We start from the raw sequence: 24156 nt of genomic DNA on the forward strand, positions 1-24156 counted from the left end.
ACAATCTCTTTATCACCTATATGTAGTAATCAAAATGACGTCTAAAAAAAATCTGACTTTATGTGCCGGGCTGGCTCTCGTTGGGGGACTTATATTCTCTCAATTCGCTATTTCACCTGCTCTTAGTTTTGTTATCGGTGTTGTCGCTACTGCTTTTCTATTTTCATTTTCTAGCCAGACACTCACTGAACAATCAACCGAATCTGATCCGTCAACAAAAACACTGTATGTCGGAAACCTTCCATATAAAGCAAATGAGAATCACGTACGTGATTTGTTTTCGGAATATGGACAGGTATTTGCTGTGCGTTTAATGAAGGATAAACGAACAGGTAAAAGAAGGGGGTTTGGATTTGTTGTCATGGCCGCTTCAGATGCAAAGCCTGCCATCGCCAAGTTAAATGAAAAAGTTTATATGGAGCGTACGCTTAAAGTGCGCATTGCTAACGATCCGAAACATCCGGAAGGCGATACACCTGAACAGGACTAAAACCTAACTTCGCCAAACACACGTTCAGTGCATCTTCTTGCCAAGGAGATGCACTAGCAAAAATTTGCTTATTCCCTTCCTCTGCTTCCTCATTGATCTCACAACCTAACAAAGCCTGAACTCGACGAGCTATCGCCTCTCCTGAGTCAACTAAGGTAACTTTTCCGTCTAACGCTTGATGAATTTCTTCATGAATAAGAGGAAAGTGAGTGCAACCCAAAACCGCTACATCGACTTTATTTCTCAGCGGCGCAAGGATAGCGGCTAATTCCTCGATACAAACGTCTTTACCGCGTAGCTTTTCTTCTGCCATATCGACCAGACGAGTGGATCCCAATAGCTCTACAGGCTTGCCCTTAGAATAATCACGAATCAGTTCGTGCGTATATTGCCGGGTAACGGTTGCTGGAGTCGCGATCAGCCCTATCCCTTTGCAAGCCATTTTTGACGCTGGCTTAATTGCAGGTACGACACCAACAACAGGGATAGACAGGTTTTTACGTAATGAAGGAAGAACAATAGTGCTTGCGGTGTTACATGCTATAACCACAATATCAGCGTTATACTGGTCAACTAACGCTGATACAAGATGATTAACACGTGCGATCAAAACGTTCTGATCTAACTCTCCATATGGATAAGCCTGATTATCGAATAGGTACAGGTAATCGAGCTGCGGCAGAAGACGATGTATTTCTTTAAATACAGAAAGCCCTCCGACACCGGAGTCAAAAACCAAAACCTTTTTCTTATTTGATACCCGCACGAATCTTACCTAAACAATAAAAACGCTGCGATCATACTCTCTGGATTTGTTTTAGCAATGCATTCACTATATTGGATTGTTATCCCACTTTGCTTAGGTTTAAGCATACTCCTTTTACACAGCCTATTTTTCTCCAAAGAGAAAGACCGCCAATTAGGCGGCCTTTGTTAATTAATTTCGATTAGAAACGGTAGTCAGCTGATACAAAATACTGTCGCCCAGGCGTCGCATAACCAGTGTACATCTCATAATCTTTATCAAATGCGTTACTTAGCTTAGCGTTAATATCCCAATTCTGGCTTGCTGCATAAGATGCCGTGAAGTTCCACAGGCTGTAGCTCGGCAATCTTGTGTTACCACTAAAACGCTCTCCCTGATACAGATATTGTGAGCCTAGTGTCCATTGGTCGAACGTTGCACTCGCATTCCATTTAGCACCGCGCTTAGAACGGTAAGACAGTTGCGTATCTTCCGCACCTGACCTGTCGACTGGGTCTTTATAATCTAAGTAGAGCTCGTGAGATACAATATCAGTATCTAGCTTCACCTCTAGCTCAATACCTTTAATCTCAGCTTCGCCAACATTTTTCATGCCCATGCCTTCCCAAATCAGCATGTTTTCGATTTGGTTGTAGTAGCCAGTTACCGTCCAATCAGCAATCGATAGTACACCCGACAAAGAAACCTCAGTGTTTTCTGACTCTTCAGGTTTCAAGTTTGGCATTTCATAGCCTGGGTAGTATAAATCAACGAAACTCGGTGCACGGAAAGCAGTGCCGTGACTTAGCGTTAACTCGTAATCTTGGTAAACTTTCCAACCTGCAGCCGTTTGCCACGTGGTGTTATTACCAAACTGGTTATTTTCATCATTACGTACACTTGCTTCTACCGTCCACACATCAAACGCATATTGCGCGATCGCGCTGATACCAAAGTTTGCTCTTGGGTTCTCTTCAGGGTTGTACTCCTGTGCTGGTGACCACGTGCTTGGAGCCAAATACCCTTTCGCAAGCTTTTCAGTACGATAATCCAAACCACCACCAAGACTTAGGCCATCGTTTACGCGGTAGGAGTTAAGCCAAATCGCATTGAACTGCTCAATAGTAATATGGTCGCCAGCCGATTTACTTTGCTCTGCGTTGTGGTCGTAGTTATCTTGTTGACCATAAGCTAACTGCAGCTCAGAAGCATATTCGTTCTTAGAATATTCAAGGGACAAATCCGCACCACGGTATTCGACTTGGCCGGTTTTTTTCTCATATCCAGTCCAAACGCTACTACTATCGTAATCAAATTCATTGTTGTAAGCCGTGAGGCCAATGTAACCACTGATGTTATCTGAAAAGCTTTGTTGGTAACCTAGTTTAGCGTTGTAAGACTCAAACCCATGCTCATCGCCGTCATTCAAACCTGATTGAGGTTTAACGTTGTACCCATCGGTTTTCTCGTAACCTAATACTCCTTTAATGTGCTTATCCTCACCAACAGGGGTCGAGACAACCAACGTTCCTTTTGTGTGATTATCAGAACCATATCCTACAGAGACTTTACCCGAGTCACTGTCCATACTCGCGCGGGTAATAATATTGATTACGCCAGAAATCGCTTCGGAACCATAAATAGATGCCCGAGCACCACGAATATAATCAACACGTTCTATTGAGTTCACAGGGAACTGGCTGAAGTCGACGCCTCCCATACTCGCTCTCGGCACACGAACACCATCAATCAATACCAAGACTTGAGATGAACTACCACCACGAACAAAGATTGAAGCTGTTTGACCACGACCACCATATTGTGCGACTTCAATACTTGGTAGCGTACGAAAAACATCAAACAGACTGTCTGCCTGAAGGCGTTCTATGTCTTCCTTCGTAACCGTAACGGTCTGCGCAAGAACTGCGCCGTCAATTTGTTTAAATCGGTTCGCGGTCACGACAACCGTTTCGTAAATAGAAGTTTCTTGAGCCTGTAGATAAGAGGCAGGGAAAAGCAGCGATGCACACGTGATCGCCAGAAGAGTTTTTTTCATTGTATTGTCCTAAATCGCGTAATTCCATCTGAGCCCTGCCATAGTTGGCAGTCCAGTGCTGTGGCTCAGTTGCTGGCAGGTATTCGGACTCAAGAGCTTGGACGTACTCCCCCTACTAGCTCGACTTCCCACATCAACCAATGCAGTGTCTTGATAAGCTTTCGTTCTCTTTTACCGCTGCGCGTCAGTTCTGGAGTTACACCAGATTCCCATTTCAGCCATCTAGATTGCTAGATAGCACCAGCTTGAGGAAAATACTATTGGGCTATGGATTATTTGTCCAGCCAATATTGTTGCTATGAATTGTAATGCTCACCTGATTGGGTTTTCTCTCGACGCTGTACACACTATCTTTAGATCAATTCTGGCTCAAAGCTGGACATAGCGTTGAGATTGAATAAAATCTGCGCTCTTAAATTGAATGCACCATAAAAGGTAAGATCATGGCTACTCTTGATGTAAACCCACAACGCTACCAGGAACAACTGGCTGAAAAAGTTGAACGTCTCACTGATATGTTCGCGCCATACAACGTACCAGAACTGGAAGTGTTTGAATCACCAGAGCAGCATTACCGTATGCGTGCTGAGTTCCGCGTCTGGCATGAAGGTGAAGATCTTTACTACATCATGTTTAATCAGGAAACTCGCGAAAAATACCGCGTTGACCAGTTCCCTGCGGCGAGCCGCCTGATCAATGACCTGATGCCGCTACTCATTGAAGCGATGAAAGACAACGACTCCCTGCGCCGTAAACTATTCCAGGTAGATTTTCTCTCTACGCTTAGCGGTGAAATACTGGTGTCTCTGCTTTACCACCGTCAGCTGGATGATGAGTGGATTGAAAATGCAAAAGCAATGAAACAGCGCCTGAACGATGAAGGTTTCAACCTCAACATCATCGGCCGTGCACGTAAGATGAAGATCATCCTCGACCAGGACTACGTGATTGAGAAGCTGGATGTTAATGGTCAAAGCTACATTTACCAGCAAGTTGAGAACAGCTTTACCCAACCAAACGGTAAAGTCGCAGAGAAAATGCTGGAGTGGGCTGTTGATTGTACTCAAGACAGTACAGGTGACCTGTTAGAACTTTACTGTGGTAACGGTAACTTCTCTCTGGCGCTGGCACAAAACTTTGACCGTGTTCTGGCAACAGAACTGGCGAAGCCTTCTGTGGTATCTGCGCAATACAATATCGCCGCAAACAACATAGATAACGTGCAAATTCTCCGCCTTTCAGCAGAAGAGTTTACTCAGGCTATCGAAGGTAAACGTGAGTTCCGTCGCTTACAAGATGCAGGTGTGGATCTGAAGAGCTACAACTGCAATACGATTTTTGTCGATCCGCCTCGTTCAGGCATGGATGTGGATACCTGTAAAATGGTGCAAGGTTACGAGCGTATCATGTACATTTCTTGCAACCCTGAAACATTGAAAGAGAACCTAGACATTCTGACCGAGACTCACAAAGTGACGCGTTTCGCTCTGTTTGACCAATTCCCTTACACCCACCACATGGAAGCGGGTGTATTACTGGAACGCAAGTAAACAGCAGAGATAAAAAAAAGCGAGCTCAACAGCTCGCTTTTCTATTTAACTTTGCACGACTACTCTGCTGTCGCTTTAGCTTTGCCTTCCATGAAGCCCAGCTTCTTGCCAATCCAGACCAGTAAGATCATCGCCACCATGATGGCAAAGAAGTTTGAACCGGCTTCCGGGTGCTGCGCTTTAATAAACGCAGAGTGACCAAATGCTCCGACAAAGAAACAGGCCAAACCAACCAGTGGGATATCTTCCGATACCGGGTTGTTTAAGTACTCCTGGTAGAGGGCCTGCACAGCCAGTACAAGTGCAATCACAGGGAAGATTGAGAAAGAGACTTCACTCATGGTCAACCATGACAGTAAAGCATCACCACACATCCCTGCTATCAGTGCCAATATCAGCGTTTTCTTTTCAGATTTATTTCCATTCGCCATTATTCTATCCCGCCTTTTAATCGGTTTCGTTCACGTTCTTTGCGATACCAATAAGCCCCTTTGGCTATCATTCGCAATTGCATAATCAACCGCTCTGCGAGTTCATCTCGCTCACGTCGATCTAAATCTAAAGCTTCAGCGCCCGAGCTAAAGACCAAAGTAACCGACGCCTCTGCTTGAGTATAGGCCTCTTCTCTGGTCACGCCGGTGCTCATTAAATACTCAGTTAACTCTGCCGCAAAATGCTGAATTTCTCGAGCGACGGCCGTTCGGAATTCCGATGACGTGCCCGAACGCTCACGCAGCAATAAGCGAAATACGTTAGGACTACTTTCTATGAATTCCATAAAAGTTTCAATCGAAGTTCGAATCACACTGCCTTCTTTGACAATACGCTGACGCGCCTGACGCATCAGTTGACGCAGCAATAAACCGCCCTCATCGACCATAGTTAAGCCTAGCTCATCCATGTCCTTGAAGTGACGATAAAAAGAAGTCGGTGCGATTCCTGCCTCCCTGGCAACTTCTCTCAAGCTAAGATTGGAAAAACTGCGCTCAGCACTTAACTGACTAAATGCTGCATCAATCAGTGAACGGCGTGTTTTTTCTTTTTGCTGTGCGCGAATTCCCATCGATTTCATTCTTAACTTGCTCTTTTTACTGTAGGGGGACAAGAGCTTCAATATAACGCAATTCACTCCCTGGGAGAAAAATATGTTGCCTCTCTCATGACTGAACGGGAAAACGTTACTACTGGCACGTGTCTGTATGCAATATCCTCAGCGTAATTTATAGACATCTAACCGTTCAATTCGTTCTTTTAGAGGTTTCTGCGTGATCACTTCCACTCTCTCGCAGCCAGCACGTGTACCTATAGCGCAAATGAGTTAAAATTGCGCTAAAGCAATGTTAAGCAAATATAACAAGGAAATACATCATGGCGCATGTTAATCACTTTGACGTGATAGTAATTGGTAGTGGCCCGGGTGGAGAAGGGGCTGCGATGGGGTTAACCAAAGCAGGCCTGAATGTAGCCATCATCGAAAAAGAGAACAGTGTCGGTGGCGGCTGTACTCACTGGGGAACCATACCATCAAAAGCACTGCGTCATGCGGTTAGCCGTATTATTGAGTTCAACAGCAATCCGCTTTTCTGTCAAAATAACACCAGCCTGCATGCCACGTTTTCTGACATTTTAGGCCACGCTAAGTCGGTCATCGACAAGCAAACGCGCCTGCGTCAGGGTTTCTACGACCGTAACCAATGTACCCTGCTGTTTGGTACCGCACGTTTTATCGATGAGCGCTCTGTTGCGGTGATGCAAAATGATGGCACTGAAGACATCTACTCAGCCGATAAATTTGTCATTGCGACCGGCTCACGTCCATACCAGCCAGATAACGTCGACTTCCTGCACGATCGCATTTATGACAGTGACTCTATCCTTAGCCTAAAGCATGATCCCCGCCATATCATTATCTATGGTGCTGGCGTGATCGGTTGTGAATACGCGTCAATCTTCCGTGGGCTAGGCGTGAAAACCGATCTTGTTAATACCCGGGATCGTTTGTTGGAGTTCTTAGATAACGAAGTTTCAGATGCGCTTTCATACCACTTCTGGAACAGTGGTGTGGTAATTCGCAATGACGAAACTTACGAGAAAATTGAAGGCACCGAAGACGGCGTCATCATTCATCTCAAGTCTGGTAAGAAGATGCGTGCTGATTGCCTGCTGTACGCGAATGGCCGAACCGGTAATACAGATAAACTCAACCTTGGGGCTGTGGGTCTCGAATCGGACTCACGCGGACAATTAAAAGTGAACCGAAATTACCAAACCGCAGTGGAGCACATATACGCAGTGGGCGATGTGATTGGTTACCCTAGCCTTGCAAGTGCAGCTTATGACCAGGGACGCTTTGTCGCCCAGGCGATCACTAAAGGTGAGGCAGAAAACTACCTGATTGAAGATATTCCGACAGGTATTTACACCATCCCGGAAATCAGCTCCGTCGGTAAAACGGAACAAGAGCTAACGGCAGCTAAAGTACCTTACGAGGTTGGTCGTTCTTCCTTTAAACACCTTGCCCGTGCGCAGATTGCAGGTAAAGACGTTGGCAGTTTAAAGATTCTGTTCCATCGTGAAACTAAAGAGATCCTAGGTATTCACTGCTTTGGTGAGCGTGCAGCAGAAATCATCCACATCGGCCAGGCTATTATGGAGCAGAAAGGTGAAGCGAATACCATCGAGTATTTCGTTAACACCACGTTCAACTATCCAACTATGGCGGAAGCCTACCGCGTAGCAGCACTGAACGGTTTAAACCGCCTATTCTAACTGCAAAGCTACCAGCAAAGAGTAAAACAGCAGGCATCAAGCCTGCTGTTTTTGTTTGTGGTCACCTCATCGTTACGCAAGAAATGTTTCCTTGCGCCACTGATAAAGAAAATCATCCCAAGTCCGATACCACGCATCAGCATAAAACTGGTCATCGCCAGCCAAAGTGCATGATTTTCCCATCCGGCAAACAGGTAAAAAACAACAAAGAAACTACTGGTAGCTACAAACATGCTGTTGCGCATTTCCTTGCCTTTGGTCGCTCCGACAAATATCCCGTCGAGCAGGAAACACCACATCGACGCTAATGGCATCACCACCAGCCATGGCAGATAGATAGCAGCTTGCTGATGCACAGAGTCTATAGAGGTGATCATGGCGATCAGGTGTGATCCTGCCAGACCAAAAACAGCAGTTAAACCTAAGCAGATGATCAGACTCCAGAAGAAGGTGCCAATCAATGACGCACTCAGTTGCTGCCTGTCTTTAGCCCCGATGGCCTTACCGACCATGGCTTCCATGGCGTACGCAAAGCCGTCCATACCGTAAGAAATGATCATCAGAAAGCTCATCAGCACCGCATTCGCTGCCACGACATCATCGCCAAAGCTTGCGCCCTGAAAAGTCATAAAGCTAAACGCCGCTTGCAGGCACAGTGAGCGTAAAAAGATGTCACGATTAAGTTTTACAAACCGGCCGGCCCCGTGCCTCGTGTCAGCCAGTAGACTCTTCGGTGAAGGCAGCTTTCTCTCTTGCCATGTTTTCCACACACAAACTAGACCAAATACCATCCCCGAGTAGTCAGCAATGACAGATGCCAACGCAGCTCCTTCCACTTTCCATCCCAAGCCCATAACAAACAAGACATCCAGTACGATGTTGGTCAGGTTAGTAATAATAACCATCCACATCGGAGCTTTAGCGTTTTGCGTGCCTAACAACCATCCGAGCAGAACGAAGTTCATCAGTGCTGCCGGTGCACTCCATACCCGGACAGAGAAATACTGCATACCGTAATGCTTTACTTCTGCGCTGGCATCACTCCAGTTAAAGATAAGATCAGCAACTGAGCTGTGTAGGAATAAGAACAGCACCGCAAACAGCAGCGCCATCAAAGCACCTTGCAGAAATACTAATGCCAGTTGTTTACGATCATCGCTGCCATAAGACTGCGCAGCCAGCCCGGTTGTCGACATACGCAAAAAGCCGAGTAGCCAGAACGTCACACTAATCATTGTACTGCCTAAGGCAACACCACCCAGATACCAGGCGTGTTCAAGGTGCCCAATCACAGCAGCATCGACCAGCCCAAGCAGCGGAACGGTAATATTTGACAGCACCATTGGTATTGCGAGCGCTAAGACCTGACGGTGCACTTGAGGATTAGATAAAGAAGAAAAAATAGAGTTTGTCACAGGCACCTCGTTAACTAGGTTAATAAGTGTACCTGAGTTATCACAACAAGCGTAGGCTGGCAATTACCACTTGATGTGAACAAGCACTGGCGTAAGACGATGTTTCAGCACAGGAATCTTATTAATCCAGCGTTGCCAAGCCTTCCAGCGGGAGCAAAAACGGTCTAAAGGTGAAAAGACTTTTACCCACTGCGCCCATGGTAGCCATTGCAGTACCTGTTCAGCTGGCGCTTCGAAGCCATGCGCATAGCAATCAGAGCCGAGTTTCTGTCCCCACTTGCTTTCAGTCAGATCCCCAGCCAGAACCATACACACCTCAGCAGATACAAAATGACGTCCGAGAGTTTGCATAAAACTGGCAACCTGCGATGCTGAGCAATCCAGAAGTGCCATTTCGCAGACAACCAGAACAGGAGCATTTTCAGGTACTGCGAGGGACTCCAACCATGCCATCTCTCCGACGCTGCCTGTGTGGTGCGCGTAACGTTCATTTTTATGGAACAGCCTTTGACGCCACACCAGATTTTCTGTGACATCTAACTCAATCCAATGACAACGACCGTTATCCAGCCGGTAGAAACGGGTATCGAGCCCTGCGCCCACATTAATTACCCAGGCATCCGGATGCTGCTGAAGAAATGTCATTACCTGCTGATCGCACAATTGCGTTAGCGTCACATGCAACAACTGCTTTTGTGCAACATCCCCGCTAAGGCAATCCGGTGCCATCTTACAACTCAGGCAGGCTTTGGCAGCAATAGGGTCATAAACCAAGCCATTGTCGATCATGCTTTCGCGGCTACGTAACAACAAAGGTTTCAATAAATGATTGGGAACTTGATGCTTGGGCTGAGACATGGCATTTCCTACGCCAATAGACATGATGGACACATAATTAAATGATAATGAATATCAATTACACTAGCAAGCAAAGATGCATACCGCCTGAGAGGAAATGTGAAATGGAGTCAGATGGAAATTTAAAGATGATAAATACAACAGCCCGGAAAAATCCGGGCTGTTGCTAAAAAGCTTACATCCAGTCTGTATTACGGATAATACCGACCGCCAGCCCTTCAATCGTCAGGTGCTGAGAGGTTAGATCCACCTGAATCGGTGCAAACTCGTCATTCTCAGCATGCAGTAATACCGTAGAGCCTTTACGTTCTAGGCGCTTTACTGTCACATCGTCGTCTACACGGGCAACAACAACCTGACCATCACGTACATCTTGAGTTTTATGAACAGCCAGCAAGTCACCGTCCATAATGCCGATGTCTTTCATACTTTCGCCATTTACACGCAGTAAGAAATCAGCTTGTGGTTTAAACATCCCCGGATCAACCTGGTAATGCGCTTCTACATGCTCCTGAGCCAGAATAGGCTCACCCGCAGCAACCTGACCAATCAGAGGCAGTCCCTGATCATCATTTGCTGCGTCTTCGAGCAGGATACGAATCCCGCGGGACGCACCCGGAATAATTTCAATCGCTTGCTTACGAGCAAGTGCTTTAAGGTGTTCCTCTGCAGCATTTGCAGAGCGGAAGCCAAGCTCACGCGCAATCTCTGCACGAGTTGGTGGCATTCCGGTGTCCTCGATTTTACTTTTGATCAAATCGAAGACTTGTTGTTGGCGTGGCGTTAACGGCTTCATGTCTCACCTGTCTTTTTATACAGTTAACTGTGAGTATATCCAGTAAATGGTTAAATGGAAACCCAATTGGTTGTTTTTTAATTTATTTACTTCGCTTTCTGAAACCAGCCATAATCCTGAACACCAAAATCCTATGAAACAGGCCTTATAAGGCTTGCCAAAATACGGGAATCACTAAGGTGTTCGGCTATTTTCTGCTCAATAAAATTAAAAGGTTTGACCAGTTTCTGGTATCCTTGCTGCGCTTTAAATTTATTGCCTAGGCTTATTTCTATTGCTGTACTCATTTTCTTAACGGAATGGGCCATGCGGACACAGAAATAAGCTGAGGCCTGTTTGAATACCTATCGAGGCTGTGAACTTTATGTCTTCTGGACAATCATTTTCACGTTCATTACTAAAACTACCTTTATCGGTACTGGTAAAGGGCACCACAATCCCATCGAATCCGATTGAAGATCTCAATATTGACCCGACAAAGCCGATTGTGTATGCCTTGCCGTTCCACTCGAACGTGGATTTGCTGACACTGCAAAAACAAGCCATGAGTCTTGGTCTGCCAGACCCGCTTACTCCACTGGAAATTAATGGCAAAACTCTGAACCGTTTCGTCTTTATTGCCGCTCGTCCAGCCATGATGGGAAATAGTAACGACGTCTTAACCGATTCTAACTCCCTGTTTGCCGAGTTATTAGAATTACACAAGCTCGATAGCGAACTTGATGTACAGATGATCCCAGTGACCGTACTGTGGGGACGCAAACCCGGCAAGGAAGAGAGCAGTAAACCTTACCTCCAGCCGATGAACGGCCTGCAAAAAGCTAAAGCGGTCATCGCTTCAGGCCGTGACTGCCTGGTGCGCTTCAGCCCAGTAGTCTCACTACGATATATGGCGGATTCTCATGGTACTGACAGCGCCATTGCACACAAGCTGGCACGTGTAGCTCGTATCCACTTCTCACGCCAGAAGCTGGCTGCATCAGGGCCCAACCTCCCACAGCGCCACGTTCTGTTTGCTCGTTTAATGAAATCACCGGCTATTGAGCAAGCGATCGCCGATGAAGCGAAGAGTAAGAACATCTCAATTGAGAAAGCGCGTAAAGAAGCTCACGACATCATGGACGAAATCGCCGCGAACTTCTCTTATGGTCTGGTAAAAAGAGGTGACCGTGTTCTCGGCTGGTTATGGAACAAGCTGTACCAGGGGCTGCACATCAACAATGCTTCAACTGTACGACGTTTAGCCCAAGACGGTCACGAAATTGTCTATGTACCGTGTCACCGCAGTCACATGGATTACCTGCTGCTCTCTTACGTTCTCTACAATGAAGGTATGGTGCCACCGCACATTGCAGCCGGTATTAACCTCAACTTCTTCCCTGCCGGCCCTATATTCCGCCGTGGTGGTGCTTTCTTTATCCGCCGCAGTTTTAAAGGCAACAAGCTATATTCAACTATCTTCCGCGAATATCTAGCCGAGCTTTTCGCTAAAGGTTATTCGGTGGAATACTTCAGTGAAGGTGGACGTTCCCGTACCGGCCGTTTGCTGCAAGCTAAAACCGGCATGCTGGCAATGACGATTCAGGCCATGCTCCGCGGCCTAAACCGTCCGGTAACTCTGGTCCCGGTATACATCGGTTACGAACATGTCATGGAAGTAAGTACTTACGCAAAAGAGCTGCGCGGAAAACGCAAAGAAAAAGAGAATGCCAGCCTGGTTCTGCGTACTCTGCGTAAACTGCGCAACTTTGGTTTAGGCTACGTAAACTTTGGTGAGCCGATTCAGCTAAATCAGTACCTGAACGAACATGCTCCAGAGTGGACTAAAGACATTGACCCTATGGGCAGTACCAAACCGCAATGGATGAATCCTGTCGTCAACGGACTGGCCAATAAGATGATGACGCACATTAACGATGCGGCAGCGGCTAACGCTCTGACACTCTGTGCTACAGCGTTGCTCGCCTCTCGTCAGCGCGCCTTGTCTCGTGACTCGCTTATCAGTCAGCTTGAATGTTACTTAAAACTGCTCAAGGGTAATCCGTACTCAAGCACGTCTACTATTCCGAGTGAGAGTGCTGAAGAGCTGGTCGATCATGCTATCTCGCTTGATAAGTTTGTAATTGAGACAGACACCATGGGCGACATTATTTCGCTGGATCGCAATCAGTCTATTCTGATGACTTACTACCGCAATAACATCATCCACTTGTTTGCCCTGCCATCACTGATTGCACAGATGATCATCCGCCAGCGCAACTTAACGGTTGAAAAAGTTCAGCAGAACGTTGCCCAAATCTACCCATTCCTGAAAAAGGAGCTTTTCTTAAGCTATGAGGAAGAGGACTTGAATGCACTGGTTGAGAAAACTCTTAATCAGTTTGCCGAGCAGAACATGATCAGTCTGGATGGCAACAAACTGGAGTTTAACCAGTCGAATAACCAGACATTAGTTCTACTGGGCCGCACGATTAACGAAACGCTGCAACGCTACTCCATCGCGATGAACTTGCTGGTTGCTTATCCTGAATTGGGTAAATCCGATCTGGAGCAGAAGAGCCAGGATATTGCCCAACGTCTCGGCCGCTTACATGGCATCAATGCTCCTGAGTTCTTTGATAAAGGCGTGTTCAGCGCAATGTTCAGTACCCTGAAGCAGCAGGCATATCTGGACAACGACGGCAACTGCGATACCGAAAAAACGGAGCAATTCGCCAAACTGTTATATGTTCTGCTCTACCCTGAAGTGAAGCTGACTATCGAAGAGAGTATTCACCAGCTGCAAGAATAATGAAAATGTAAAAGCAAAAAGGCATCCCATCGGATGCCTTTTTTATTTTTTCAGTTTGCTACCAGAACGCCACTAACAATCCGATGGCTATCACCATACCAACATAGTTATTGTTGAGAAAAGCCCTGAAACATAAATCACGTTCGCGGTGGCGAATCAGATGTTGCTGATAGGCAAACAGCGCAGCTGCAATCAGAATCGTCCAGTAATAACTCTGACCCAGCTGATAGAACTGCCCTAATCCAACCAGCATCACCAAAGTGATCAGCTGCAGGATACCAATGATTAACTTATCATTGCGGCCAAACAGAATTGCCGTCGACTTAATACCGATCTTTAAATCGTCATCCCGATCGACCATGGCATATTGAGTATCGTAGGCAATGGTCCACAGAGCATTAATAACAAACACAAACCATACCATCACTGGCAGTTCACCGGTCTGCGCTGCCCACGCCATCGGAATTGCCCAGCTAAACGCTAAGCCAAGAAACAGTTGTGGCAGGTGGGTATAGCGCTTCATAAAAGGATAGATGAAAGCGAGTACAACACCGGCGAACGAAAGCTGAATCGTCAGCGGGTTCATTGTCAACACCAGTAAAAATGAACTTACCGCTAATAGCAGAAACAGACCTATCGCTTCTTTCGAAGTAACTCTGCCCGACGGCAGCGGACGCTGCTTAGTGCGCTTCACATGACCATCGACCTTACGATCAGCAAAGTCATTAATCACACACCCGGCACTTCGCATCAGAAACACACCTATCACGAACACAACTAAAACATCCCAACTCGGCATACCCTGAGCTGCAATCACAAGTGCCCAGATCGTCGGCCAAAGTAACAACAGTGAGCCAATAGGTCGATCCATTCGTGTAAGTTGCCAATATGCTTTGGCTTTATCTGCGGACATTTACACTCTCTCCTTAGCGTAAATTGGTGAATGTGATAAGAATAACTCGGCGACCAGCATTGGTTTGTGATTCATCCACAACCTTGAGCGCCGGGCTAAAAAGCGGCCTTGTGGCAGGCTCACCCAACCCATTTGCAGTGAGTCACGCTCTACGTTATCTGCACTGAACACAGTCAGCCCCAGAGGAATATCACCTTGCTCGGCCAAATCGTATTGCTGATCGACAAGCGTGGTACGCGGTATGAGTGTACGGCCGATAACCCAGGGGCAGTCATCACCGCGCAAGATAACCTCTCGCAACAGACAGTCTTGCTCAGACAATAACTGACTTTCATCTGGCTTCAGTACATCGGCAGTGACGATATGATTTTGCAGCAACTCCACGGTCAGAGCCTGACAGTGCTGCTTTAAACGACGTGACAAAGACCCTTGCTCTTCCAGCCAATGCTTGGCAAATTCATCTGGAAAATCAAATTGTTCGGGCTTTTGCCACTCGACTTCCAATAGAGAAGCAAAATAGAGTGATGTTGGCTGATTCATACTAGTATTCAATTCGAGGCTTTAAGCGTACAATAAAGCGACAACTTACCGTCTTATTGAAAACGTAAGTTCTGTTATTTGTTATAGACGGCCTATTGTATCAAGACTCAAGCGATTCGAATATCGTTGTCCAAAGAAAGAAAAGTTAGAAATATGTACAAACGTTATATAGCCCAAACTATTTTTGCGTTAACCATGCTGATCTCCGCACCGACCTGGGCTGCAACGGAACAAGCTGGCGCTCAACTAGCGTATTTTACGCTGGAGCCGGATCTGACCACCAACTTTTATACCAAAGGGAAAAAGTTAGGTTATGTTCAGGTACGTATCGACATTATGGTGATGAGCCAACAAGATCTGACTATTGTTGAACACCATCAGCCTTTAATTCGCGATGCCGTCATCGAACTACTTGGCAAGCAGACAGAAGACACCATTAAGTCTCTCGCTGGCAGAGAAGATTTACGCAAAACCTTAGTAACAAAAATAAACCAAACACTTCTGCCAGAAACAGGCAGAAACGTCATTTCAGATTTGTTGTTTACTAAATATCTCTATCAATAAAACGATAGAAACAAAAAGACCGCTTACTATAGCGGTCTTTTTATATCTTATTTATGGCTTAAGCTTTCTGCTGGTATTTCATCTTTCCAGAGTCAAACATCGCAATAGCCATTCCGGAAAGCAGCCCCACCAAGTGTGCCGTATTGGCTATCGCCATAAACGGCTGGACAAAACCAAGCGCTAACCACACAAGCATAAACACAATGATCGACTTTGGTAACATCAGACCTAAATGTGGCAGGCGGTATCCCAGTACCCACAGGTAACCCAGCAGCGCATAAACCACCCCGGACAACCCGCCGAAATTTGCCCCTTCAACATAGAACTGGCCAGCACCAGACAAGGCTGCGGATATCACAAAGATTTGCAGTAATTTCCCTGAACCTAGACGGCGCTCGATATCGCCACCAAGTTGCCACCACCAGAGTAAGTTAAAAATAATATGTGTCGCCGAAAAGTGCAGCAGTGCATGACTCACCCAACGCCACAATTGCCACTGCTGAGCTTCAAACGCAGGAAAATGCAATAGCGCAAAAACTCCACGGTCAAATCCTATCACCTGCAGTCCATAGATAACGGCACATACAATCATGATCGATAAGGTCACAGGACCCGCTCTCGATTTGATCATCTCCATGAGGCTTGGGCTTGAATAATGAAATTGACTATTACGAGTATCGGCAACGTGCCACGATGCAGCGCTGTACTTTGAATCGGAAGGGTCAGCTAAAAAATGTTTCAGCTCGGCCTCAACTTCGATTTCATGCTGGCTGTCTGTCAGCCAGAGCGCAAACTGCCCCTCACCTTCCGGCATCACTTGAATGTCAATCTGACGAGATGCCATATAGTCAATGAAGGCTTGTGCCATACGTGGATTATCTAACGTTACCAATTTTTTCATTAGCTTCTCACTATCGGTAATTGTGCTCGCTGCCAGGCTTCAAAGCCACCATCTACACTGTACACCTGTTCAAAACCCTGGTTAACTAAATATTGAGCCGCACCCTGACTGCTGATTCCGTGATAGCACATAACAAGAATTGGCTGTTCAAACTCCACGTCATCCATAAAAGAGACGATAGAATCGTTGGTCAGATGAAAAGCAGACTCCGCATGTGCAACGACAAACGATTGTGGATCTCTAATATCCACAAGCCTGGCTTCATTCTGCTCAATTAGCGCCTGGGCACCTTGTACATCAATATGCTGAAACTGATCCATTTACTTTCTCATTGTCTTATTAATATACCCAAATAACCTATCGATGCTCGCTAAAAGCAGAGCCACCTGCAGGGATAAAAATCGCACTATAAAGTCACTTGGGTATATGCTGCCATTGTAACCTATCCAACGCTAAACTTAGACACAAGAATAATCTGGGAATTTAAAGATGTTTATTTTATAGACACATGTGGATAAAGCTGTGGATTGCGTTGATAAAGTATGTTTGGATCTTTTGATCCACAATATGTAGTAATGATCTTGATCTAACTGTGTGTATATATTTAGCTATCCCCAAGACAAAAAACGCTTAAACCCCTTATTTTGCCCCGCTTTCGAACAGTTGATAAATAATTACTTCACAGAGTTATACACAGATAGCACATAAAATAAAGATCGCAAACGTCAGCCACTTTCGATCGAAAATAAAAAAGCCGAGATCACATGATCTCGGCTTTCTATAAAAATTTTGCTTTCGCTCAGGCGCTGGAGTTAGAACTCTCCAACGGCCAGTTTCAGTTTCTTCATCGCGTTCTTTTCTAGCTGACGAATACGCTCAGCAGAAACACCAAACTCATCGGCTAAATCCTGCAATGTTGATTTCTCATCATCCAACCAGCGAGAACGTACTATACGTTGGCTGCGCTCATCCAGACTTGCAAGTGCATGACCAAGACGATTATTGGTGTGCGTTTCCCAGTTAGCCGCTTCAATGTTGTCTGCAACATCTGACGATTTATCTTCCAGGTACAGCATTGGTGCTGTATACGCATTTGAGCTGTCGTCTTCGTCTGTAGGCATATCGAACGTAGAGTCCACCGCCGCCAGACGCGATTCCATCTCACGTACTTCTGAAGGCTCTACGCCCAGTTCACGAGCAACTGTTTCGACTTCGCCGTTGTTAAACCAACCCAGACGCTTTTTAGATTTGCGCAGATTAAAGAACAATTTACGTTGTGCTTTGGTCGTTGCGATCTTAACAATACGCCAGTTACGCAGCACGTATTCATGGATCTCAGCTTTAATCCAGTGAACTGCGAAAGACACCAGACGTACACCCACTTCCGGGTTAAAACGTTTAACGGCTTTCATTAGGCCGATATTGCCCTCTTGCACAAGATCTGCCATTGGCAAACCGTAGCCTGAGTAGCCTCGAGCAACGTGAACAACGAATCTCAGGTGTGAAAGGATCAGCCCTTTCGCTGCGTCAATCTCACCTTTGTAGTGTAATCTTTCTGCCAGTTCACGCTCTTCGTCTACCGTCAGCATTGGGTAGCTGTTAACGGAGCGAATATAGCTATCAAGACTATCTTGCGTGACTAGAGCCATCGGATACGCTTCTTTTGTCATTCAATTCCTCATCAATCTCTGATCTGGAGCATTACGTTACAATTTTAGCTTCGATATCTTGAACTCAAAATGAACAAGTTTCAAGAAGGGGAAGCAATTATCCATAAACAATTGGCATAAACAAGGTGTAAAAATTAGCTCATGCTAATAAATTCCAAGATTAAGACCATAATCACTTAAACTGGTTCAATTTCTTTTAGATGACGCTGTGCAGAAATACGCGCAGCTATACAGCCAATCAGACTGCCAGTGATGATCAGTAGCAGCGATTCATCCCAGTTTAGACCATCCAAACGGAACTGGCTGTCATATAACGCCGCTAAATCCTCTACCGCGCTGTTCATCACAAGAGTCACCGCTGTCGTAACCAGCCAGGCAATCGTCGCACCCAGAATACCGAACCACATTCCAGTATAGAGGTAAGGACGCAGGATAAAACTGTCAGTAGCCCCAATCAGCTTCATGGTCTGAATCTCTTCTTTATTTGCCAGTACATTGAATCGTAAGGTATTACCGACAATTAAAAATACCGCGCCTAACATCAGTACCGAGAGTGTAATAACGACAATACCAGCGAGAGTTTTAATCGCATCAAGGCGTGCCAGCCAGTCTTCATCAAGTCTGACGTCAGTGACATCTTGTTGCTCACGAACCTGTCCGGCTATTGACTGAATATCACTTTTCACATCCGATTCCGGCGTGATCACCAGTACACCCGGCAATGCATAACCACTCAGTAAGCTCAGTGCCTGATCAAATCCTGCGTACTGGCTCAGGTCATCCAGACCTTGCTGAGGGGATATGTATTCCACGCCCTTAACCAGTGGCCAGGTTTCAATTTCGTCCTTAAGTACCATAACACGCGCATCAGGCATACCTTCTACTAAGTAAGCACTCACCTGAGACGGTGATGCCACGCCTTCAGCAGCCCCTGCAACGTTTTTCCCTAATAAGTACAGGCAAGCCGGCATTGCCAGCGCAATAGAAACCACAGCAAGCGTCAGAATATTCCCCAGAGGTCTTTGCCACAAAGCAGAAAAAGACGCTTTTGCTTCTTTAATGTGTACGGAGAAAAAACCATCGCTGTTGGATCGCTTGGGATTATTACCCTTCTTCTGCGATTGCTTTTTACCGGCCATAGTCTTCTACCTCGCTTAGGAAACCCTGATTCAGTTCAAAATGACGATATTGCGGGCGAGTGTTTACTAACCCTATATCGTGCGTTGCAAGAAGGATACTCACACCAGCGCGGTTAAATTCTTCAAACAGGCGCAATACCCTGTTAGACAACTCAGGGTCAAGGTTACCGGTTGGCTCATCCGCCACCAGCAAGGTTGGCCGGTTCACCACAGCACGCGCTATACCGACACGTTGTTGCTCGCCGCCCGACAGCTGACTTGGCAGACATCGCGCTTTATCAAGCAGACCGGTTTTATCCAGCGCAGCAGAAACACGGCGTTTAATTTCATTTTCAGAAATCGATTCAATGCGCATCGGCAGTGCTACGTTATCGTAAACACTCCGATCCATCAGTAAACGGTGATCCTGGAACACAATCCCGATATTACGGCGCAGGAAAGGAATATCTTTGGATGGAATGCGAGTAATGTCATGCCCGTTGAAATGGATTTTCCCGTCAGTCGGACGCTCAATCGCACAAATCAGTTTCAGCAAGGTACTTTTACCAGCGCCGGAATGTCCGCCTAAAAACGCCATCTCTCCGCGCCTCAGGTGAAAGTCGACTTTTTGCAGTGCTTGTCGACCACCGCGGTAAGCTTTGCTCACTTGCTGAAATTTGATCACCCTTGATTCCTTCTAATTTAAATTACTCTTCACGACTAAACAGAGCGTCAATGAACTCTTGAGTTGCAAAAGGACGCAAATCTTCAATACCTTCACCAACCCCAATATAACGGATTGGAATGCCAAACTGATCAGCGATAGCAAAGATCACTCCGCCTTTCGCTGTACCATCGAGCTTAGTCAACGTAATTCCGGTTAGAGGTGCAACATCACTGAAAAGTTTCGCCTGGCTGATCGCATTTTGGCCCGTACCGGCATCAAGAGTCAGCATGATCTCGTGTGGTGCTGAGTCATCAATCTTCTTCATCACACGCACTATCTTACGCAGCTCTTCCATCAGGTTGGCTTTATTTTGCAGACGGCCTGCCGTGTCAGCAATAACGACATCAACACCACGCGCTTTAGCCGCTTCTATCGCATCATAGATAACTGAAGCACTGTCAGCGCCAGTATGCTGAGCAATAACAGGCACCTTGTTGCGCTCACCCCAGACCTGAAGTTGCTCAACCGCTGCCGCGCGGAACGTATCACCCGCAGCCAGCATCACTTTTTTGCCCTCGTTCTGGAACTGCTTCGCCAGTTTACCAATGGTCGTGGTTTTACCCACGCCGTTTACGCCAACCATCAGAATAACGTAAGGGGTTTTGCCGGTATCAATTTCCAGTGGCTGTTCTACTTTAGAGAGAATCTCTGCCATCTCTTCTTTCAGCAAACCGTAGAGGGCTTCGCCATCTTTCAGATCGCCGCGCGAGGCTTTCTCGGTCAGGTTACTGATGATTTTCGTTGTGGTGTTCATGCCCACATCGGCGATAAGTAGCTGCTCTTCCAGTTCTTCGAACAGGTCATCATCGATTTTTTTACCGCTGAATAGACCAAAGAAGCCAGCGCCGATGTTCGCTTTAGTGCGGCTTAAACTGCGTTTAAGACGGGCGAAGAAGCTCTCTGTCGGCTTTTCCTGCTCCTGAACGCGAGGTGCGACCTCGACTTCCGGCTCTTCTGCTTCTGCTTCTGCTGGGGCAGCTTCAACCTTCTCAGGCTCGTCTTCAACCACCAGTTCTTCTGCCTGTTCAGCAACCGGCTCGACTTGCTGCTCTTCAGCAGACTCTTCCGTTGCTTCTTCTTTTACTGTTTCTTCAGTTGTTGGTTTCTGGCTTTGCTCTTCATCACCAAAACCTAGCCACGAAAGTAATCCGCGCTTCTTTTTTTCCGTCATCTGGGGCTATCCTAGATTATCTTTTGATCGACTAATGACTCTTTTTGACAAGATTATTATCTGTCTAAAAAAGACTAATGACAAAGCGGTGAAAACTTTCCAATTAGGTGAATCTCATCTTATTAGTGTTACACTCTGTCATCTTGAATATTCTGGGCTGTATCCAGGCTCATACCCGGGCAATGGGATATAGTATCACTTTATTAGCGGTCAAAAAATCTATGGTAAGACGTCGCCAGCAAAACTCATCACAAAAAAAGCCAACAACGGGCTTCGTTCGTATTATTAGTGGCTTATGGAGAGGCCGAAAACTCCCTGTTCACGACGCAGAAGGCTTACGTCCGACCACCGATCGGGTGAAAGAGACGCTGTTTAACTGGCTGGCACAAGATGTGCCGCAAGCGAAATGTCTGGACTTATTCGCAGGCTCAGGCGGTTTAGGTTTTGAATCTGCCTCTCGCCAGGCAGAACAGGTGACAATGGTTGAACTGAACCCACAAGCGTTTCAGCAGCTGAAAAAGAATGTAACGTCTTTAAATACTACCAATATCGAGGTGATAAATACCGACGCACTGAGTTTCTTAAAGCAGTCCGGTACTCCTCACCATGTGGTGTTTATTGACCCTCCATTTCGTAAAGGCCTGTTGGATGAGACCATAACCTTGTTGGAGCAAAACGGCTGGCTGGCTGACGACGCAATGATTTATATTGAAACAGAGAAAGAACTGAATATTATCGACCTGCCGGAGAACTGGCAGCTCTACCGGGAAAAAACCGCAGGTCAGGTTAGCTACCGCTTATATGAGCGAACATCAGCATAACGCTTCTATTCAAAAGGACACCTAAATGAAAGCACTACTCATTTTAGCGAAAGCGGCCATCGCTTTTGTTTGGTTAGTATTAATCATCAACATTATTATGCCATTCCCTGGCAACGCCGCGATTGCGCTTTACATCATGACAGCGTTCCTGTTCATCATGCACGGCCTGCAAATGGCCATCTTCATCGGTGCCTTTGGCGATAAGATAAACATGAGTAGCTGGGAAAAATACTCCATCCTTATTTTTGGTATCTTTGCTCTGCTCGATATTCGTCGTAAGCACATGATGTAAAACAAATAAAAAAACAGCCGCTCACGAGAGCGGCTGTTTTGTTTCTATGATACATACTTCACTCAACTAGATTCTACTCTTTGAGATATTTATCAGAAATACCTCTTAGCAATAACCCTATTCGGAACGAAATTACTATGAGCTCTCTGAGCCGTAATTTAGTGATTGCAGATACGCGCTAAGTTAACGACAAACTTACCTTCCAACTCACGGACTTTTTCGCGCTTCAGCAAAAACTCTAGCAATGTGTCTAAGTCTAGATCATTCAGTTTGCAGGTGTGGAATCGTGCCTCTGAGCCGAAATGCGCGGCAAGCTCATCACGGTTCATCGGGGTTTCACGAAGCAGGTTTAGCAGGTTATGGGCATGAATCTCACTCATCATCTACTCCAGTCATCAAATTGAATGCGACCAGTGTACTGGACTGCCCGCACACTGCTTTGACCTGGATTAGGCTGTGTTGAGCTTTTGCATTTAACTTTTGTTCAAATGAGCCGCCTAATAAATAACGGAAGCAACAATAAGCGCATGCGCGATGAAATAACTCCCGCTGACCCACACGTAGGCGCGCTTCATCGGCTTGCGATAACCATGTATTGCATAAGCAAGCGCGGAATAAGTCATAATCAACGTACCACTGAAACCAATAGCATTGGCGTAACTTGGAGACTGTAGCCAAACTTCGCCGGCCGCCCAAGCTAACTGGACTAACATCATTCCCATTATGACAACAGGAAAAACCAGCGAATCGAGCTGTGGTAACAGTAGAAAGAACGCAACGATGCTAGCGGCCAGTAATAACGCTAACAGCCACCAGATAATATCGCCGTTTAACTGCATCCAGAATGCTTTACTATAGCAGGCCTGAGCAATCAGGTAGGCACAAAAATAAATCAGTTTACGTGAACGAAAGGAATGTAACGTATCTGCGAGTATGGATACCCCAAGACCTGCTGCGATCCAATACGTGTAAACGGTTGGTGCTCCTTGGGTTAACACCAGTATAAGAAGGAGTAACAAAGTAAAGATTTTGAATACAAGAGACTGTGTCGGATTGGCTTGTTTTGCCCCCAACACGGAATACACACCTGATAGCCCTATAGCCAGCCAACTCCACATGCAGTACATACCTTTTACTTAAACTCGCCGCTAGTCTAGGTAGACCAATATTGATGTAAAGGCACAATCTGCGAAAGTTGGATCTCGCTAGCGATTCGGAGCGTTTCCCCTTCGCTTTAATACAACTTAGTAACATTAAGGAAAACTCAAAAACCTCACGTCAAAGCCCAAACAAAACAAATAACTTAATGCCACATAAAGCGATGTGGGCAAATATCAAACGCAAACTACCAATCTACCCCAGCACAAACAAAAACGGCCCACAAACCCATTCAAAACCAAAACAATATATTAGAGTGCCACTCAATATCAGTTAATAAAATTATCAACTAATCTATCTAATCCAATGATATAAAAGAACATAATTAAAATTAGCACCATAAAGTACACTCTCAAGCCTTCAGGATCTAAAAAATCAGTTTGATAGCGATATTTTCTCACTAGACGAGAAAAATAGTCGCACTAGCCTGCCAACCTTCACGAGAACAACGAAAATAAACTTGGTTTTCTCATGTTTTGAGAAAGATAGTATGTATTTGTCACTAACCATATCTTTAGAGCAAAAGATAATATTTAAACAATATGTAGCGCCATTATTACAACTAAAAATCATATACTTATGAACACAACGGACAATAAAAACACAAAGCGAACACTTTAGATACAGCGTAAAAAACACAATTTCATTAGTCAAAAATAGGTAAAAATAAGTAAGTTTATTGTTATTTTTAAAAACTTTCATCGAGATACGTTGATCAACCACAGAAAACAGTGCTATATTAAATGCACAGAGTTCATCAAGATTAAGGGGTAGTGTTATGATTTCATCTTCTCAAAAACAAGGGCTGGTA

General features: G+C 45.7%; 23 protein-coding genes, 1 pseudogene and 1 riboswitch. Of the genes and pseudogenes, 7 read left to right on the plus strand and 17 right to left on the minus strand.

Translation table 11 applies throughout. The features are described 5' to 3' along the window. Window positions 1-34 precede the first annotated feature (34 nt). Window positions 35-490, plus strand: a complete 456-nt coding sequence (locus tag KHN79_RS13415; protein ID WP_182011614.1) for an RNA-binding protein — start codon at window positions 35-37, stop codon at window positions 488-490. Here KHN79_RS13415 and murI read toward each other — a convergent pair. Further along, the gene (gene murI / locus KHN79_RS13420) at window positions 444-1256 is read right to left on the minus strand and encodes a glutamate racemase (protein ID WP_182011611.1); all 813 of its coding nucleotides are present in this window, start codon (window positions 1254-1256) and stop codon (window positions 444-446) included. The two genes, KHN79_RS13415 and murI, sit on opposite strands and share 47 nt — an antisense overlap. A gap of 181 nt (window positions 1257-1437) precedes the next feature. Next, on the minus strand, window positions 1438-3291 hold the full coding sequence (locus KHN79_RS13425; protein WP_182011610.1) for a TonB-dependent receptor: 1854 nt from the start codon (window positions 3289-3291) through the stop codon (window positions 1438-1440). 56 nt (window positions 3292-3347) lie between these two features. Further along, a riboswitch (cobalamin riboswitch) is annotated at window positions 3348-3551 on the minus strand. 183 nt (window positions 3552-3734) lie between these two features. On the opposite strand from KHN79_RS13425, the gene trmA reads away from it, so the two are divergent. Further along, window positions 3735-4841 (plus strand): tRNA (uridine(54)-C5)-methyltransferase TrmA, encoded by a 1107-nt coding sequence (gene trmA / locus KHN79_RS13430; protein ID WP_182011609.1) that lies wholly within the window; start codon window positions 3735-3737, stop codon window positions 4839-4841. Window positions 4842-4900: 59 nt separating this feature from the next. Here trmA and KHN79_RS13435 read toward each other — a convergent pair whose 3' ends face one another. Beyond that, window positions 4901-5272, minus strand: coding sequence for a YijD family membrane protein (locus KHN79_RS13435; protein WP_182011608.1), 372 nt, complete (start codon window positions 5270-5272; stop codon window positions 4901-4903). Continuing rightward, a complete protein-coding gene (gene fabR, locus KHN79_RS13440; protein ID WP_182011607.1) occupies window positions 5272-5913 on the minus strand; it encodes an HTH-type transcriptional repressor FabR in 642 nt (213 codons plus the stop codon). The genes KHN79_RS13435 and fabR overlap by 1 nt, the downstream gene beginning before the upstream one ends. A gap of 296 nt (window positions 5914-6209) precedes the next feature. On the opposite strand from fabR, the gene sthA reads away from it, so the two are divergent. After that, complete coding sequence (sthA, locus tag KHN79_RS13445) at window positions 6210-7610, plus strand: Si-specific NAD(P)(+) transhydrogenase (RefSeq protein WP_182011606.1); 1401 nt, start codon at window positions 6210-6212, stop codon at window positions 7608-7610. 72 nt (window positions 7611-7682) lie between these two features. Here the strand turns inward: sthA and dinF are convergent. From dinF to lexA, 3 genes and pseudogenes are all read right to left on the minus strand, one after another. After that, window positions 7683-9025 (minus strand): annotated as a pseudogene (dinF, locus tag KHN79_RS13450) (MATE family efflux transporter DinF). 63 nt (window positions 9026-9088) lie between these two features. Continuing rightward, window positions 9089-9883: a class I SAM-dependent methyltransferase gene (locus KHN79_RS13455; RefSeq protein ID WP_182011605.1), complete on the minus strand. Its 795-nt coding sequence runs from the start codon at window positions 9881-9883 to the stop codon at window positions 9089-9091. Window positions 9884-10058: 175 nt separating this feature from the next. Further along, the gene (lexA, locus tag KHN79_RS13460; RefSeq protein WP_182011604.1) at window positions 10059-10679 is read right to left on the minus strand and encodes a transcriptional repressor LexA; all 621 of its coding nucleotides are present in this window, start codon (window positions 10677-10679) and stop codon (window positions 10059-10061) included. Between the two features lie 364 nt (window positions 10680-11043). Here lexA and plsB point away from each other — a divergent pair, with 364 nt between their 5' ends. Then, window positions 11044-13470 carry a glycerol-3-phosphate 1-O-acyltransferase PlsB gene (plsB, locus tag KHN79_RS13465; protein ID WP_182011603.1) on the plus strand — a complete coding sequence of 809 codons (2427 nt, stop codon included), beginning with the start codon at window positions 11044-11046 and terminating at the stop codon, window positions 13468-13470. Window positions 13471-13528: 58 nt separating this feature from the next. Here the strand turns inward: plsB and ubiA are convergent, their stop codons facing one another. Then, a complete protein-coding gene (gene ubiA / locus KHN79_RS13470; protein WP_182011602.1) occupies window positions 13529-14383 on the minus strand; it encodes a 4-hydroxybenzoate octaprenyltransferase in 855 nt (284 codons plus the stop codon). Continuing rightward, window positions 14384-14923, minus strand: coding sequence for a chorismate lyase (locus KHN79_RS13475; RefSeq protein WP_182011601.1), 540 nt, complete (start codon window positions 14921-14923; stop codon window positions 14384-14386). Window positions 14924-15076: 153 nt separating this feature from the next. Between KHN79_RS13475 and KHN79_RS13480 the strand changes: the two genes are divergently transcribed. Then, a complete protein-coding gene (locus KHN79_RS13480; protein WP_182011600.1) occupies window positions 15077-15487 on the plus strand; it encodes a flagellar basal body-associated protein FliL in 411 nt (136 codons plus the stop codon). 58 nt (window positions 15488-15545) lie between these two features. On the opposite strand, the gene glpG is transcribed toward KHN79_RS13480, so the two are convergent. The 6 genes from glpG to ftsY form a co-directional block, all read right to left on the minus strand. Next, complete coding sequence (gene glpG / locus KHN79_RS13485) at window positions 15546-16388, minus strand: rhomboid family intramembrane serine protease GlpG (protein WP_182011599.1); 843 nt, start codon at window positions 16386-16388, stop codon at window positions 15546-15548. Next, the gene (gene glpE / locus KHN79_RS13490; protein WP_182011598.1) at window positions 16388-16708 is read right to left on the minus strand and encodes a thiosulfate sulfurtransferase GlpE; all 321 of its coding nucleotides are present in this window, start codon (window positions 16706-16708) and stop codon (window positions 16388-16390) included. The genes glpG and glpE overlap by 1 nt, the downstream gene beginning before the upstream one ends. A 492-nt stretch (window positions 16709-17200) precedes the next feature. After that, window positions 17201-18058, minus strand: a complete 858-nt coding sequence (rpoH, locus tag KHN79_RS13495) for an RNA polymerase sigma factor RpoH (RefSeq protein WP_182011597.1) — start codon at window positions 18056-18058, stop codon at window positions 17201-17203. A 176-nt stretch (window positions 18059-18234) separates the two neighbouring features. Continuing rightward, window positions 18235-19197 carry a permease-like cell division protein FtsX gene (gene ftsX, locus KHN79_RS13500; protein ID WP_182011596.1) on the minus strand — a complete coding sequence of 321 codons (963 nt, stop codon included), beginning with the start codon at window positions 19195-19197 and terminating at the stop codon, window positions 18235-18237. Further along, the gene (ftsE, locus tag KHN79_RS13505; protein ID WP_182011595.1) at window positions 19187-19861 is read right to left on the minus strand and encodes a cell division ATP-binding protein FtsE; all 675 of its coding nucleotides are present in this window, start codon (window positions 19859-19861) and stop codon (window positions 19187-19189) included. Before ftsE ends, ftsX begins: the two co-directional genes overlap by 11 nt. A 22-nt stretch (window positions 19862-19883) precedes the next feature. Next, on the minus strand, window positions 19884-21074 hold the full coding sequence (gene ftsY, locus KHN79_RS13510; protein WP_182011594.1) for a signal recognition particle-docking protein FtsY: 1191 nt from the start codon (window positions 21072-21074) through the stop codon (window positions 19884-19886). A gap of 221 nt (window positions 21075-21295) precedes the next feature. On the opposite strand from ftsY, the gene rsmD reads away from it, so the two are divergent. Continuing rightward, window positions 21296-21895 (plus strand): 16S rRNA (guanine(966)-N(2))-methyltransferase RsmD, encoded by a 600-nt coding sequence (gene rsmD, locus KHN79_RS13515; RefSeq protein WP_182011613.1) that lies wholly within the window; start codon window positions 21296-21298, stop codon window positions 21893-21895. Between the two features lie 25 nt (window positions 21896-21920). Next, the gene (locus KHN79_RS13520; protein WP_182011593.1) at window positions 21921-22187 is read left to right on the plus strand and encodes a DUF1145 domain-containing protein; all 267 of its coding nucleotides are present in this window, start codon (window positions 21921-21923) and stop codon (window positions 22185-22187) included. A 158-nt stretch (window positions 22188-22345) separates the two neighbouring features. Here the strand turns inward: KHN79_RS13520 and KHN79_RS13525 are convergent, their stop codons facing one another. After that, window positions 22346-22567, minus strand: coding sequence for a YecH family metal-binding protein (locus KHN79_RS13525; RefSeq protein ID WP_182011592.1), 222 nt, complete (start codon window positions 22565-22567; stop codon window positions 22346-22348). 117 nt (window positions 22568-22684) lie between these two features. Further along, window positions 22685-23305 (minus strand): lysoplasmalogenase family protein, encoded by a 621-nt coding sequence (locus KHN79_RS13530; RefSeq protein WP_182011591.1) that lies wholly within the window; start codon window positions 23303-23305, stop codon window positions 22685-22687. Window positions 23306-24156: the final 851 nt, after the last annotated feature.

This window comes from Vibrio sp. B1FLJ16 (genome assembly GCF_905175385.1).
In the GTDB taxonomy this organism is placed as follows: Bacteria; Pseudomonadota; Gammaproteobacteria; order Enterobacterales; family Vibrionaceae; genus Vibrio.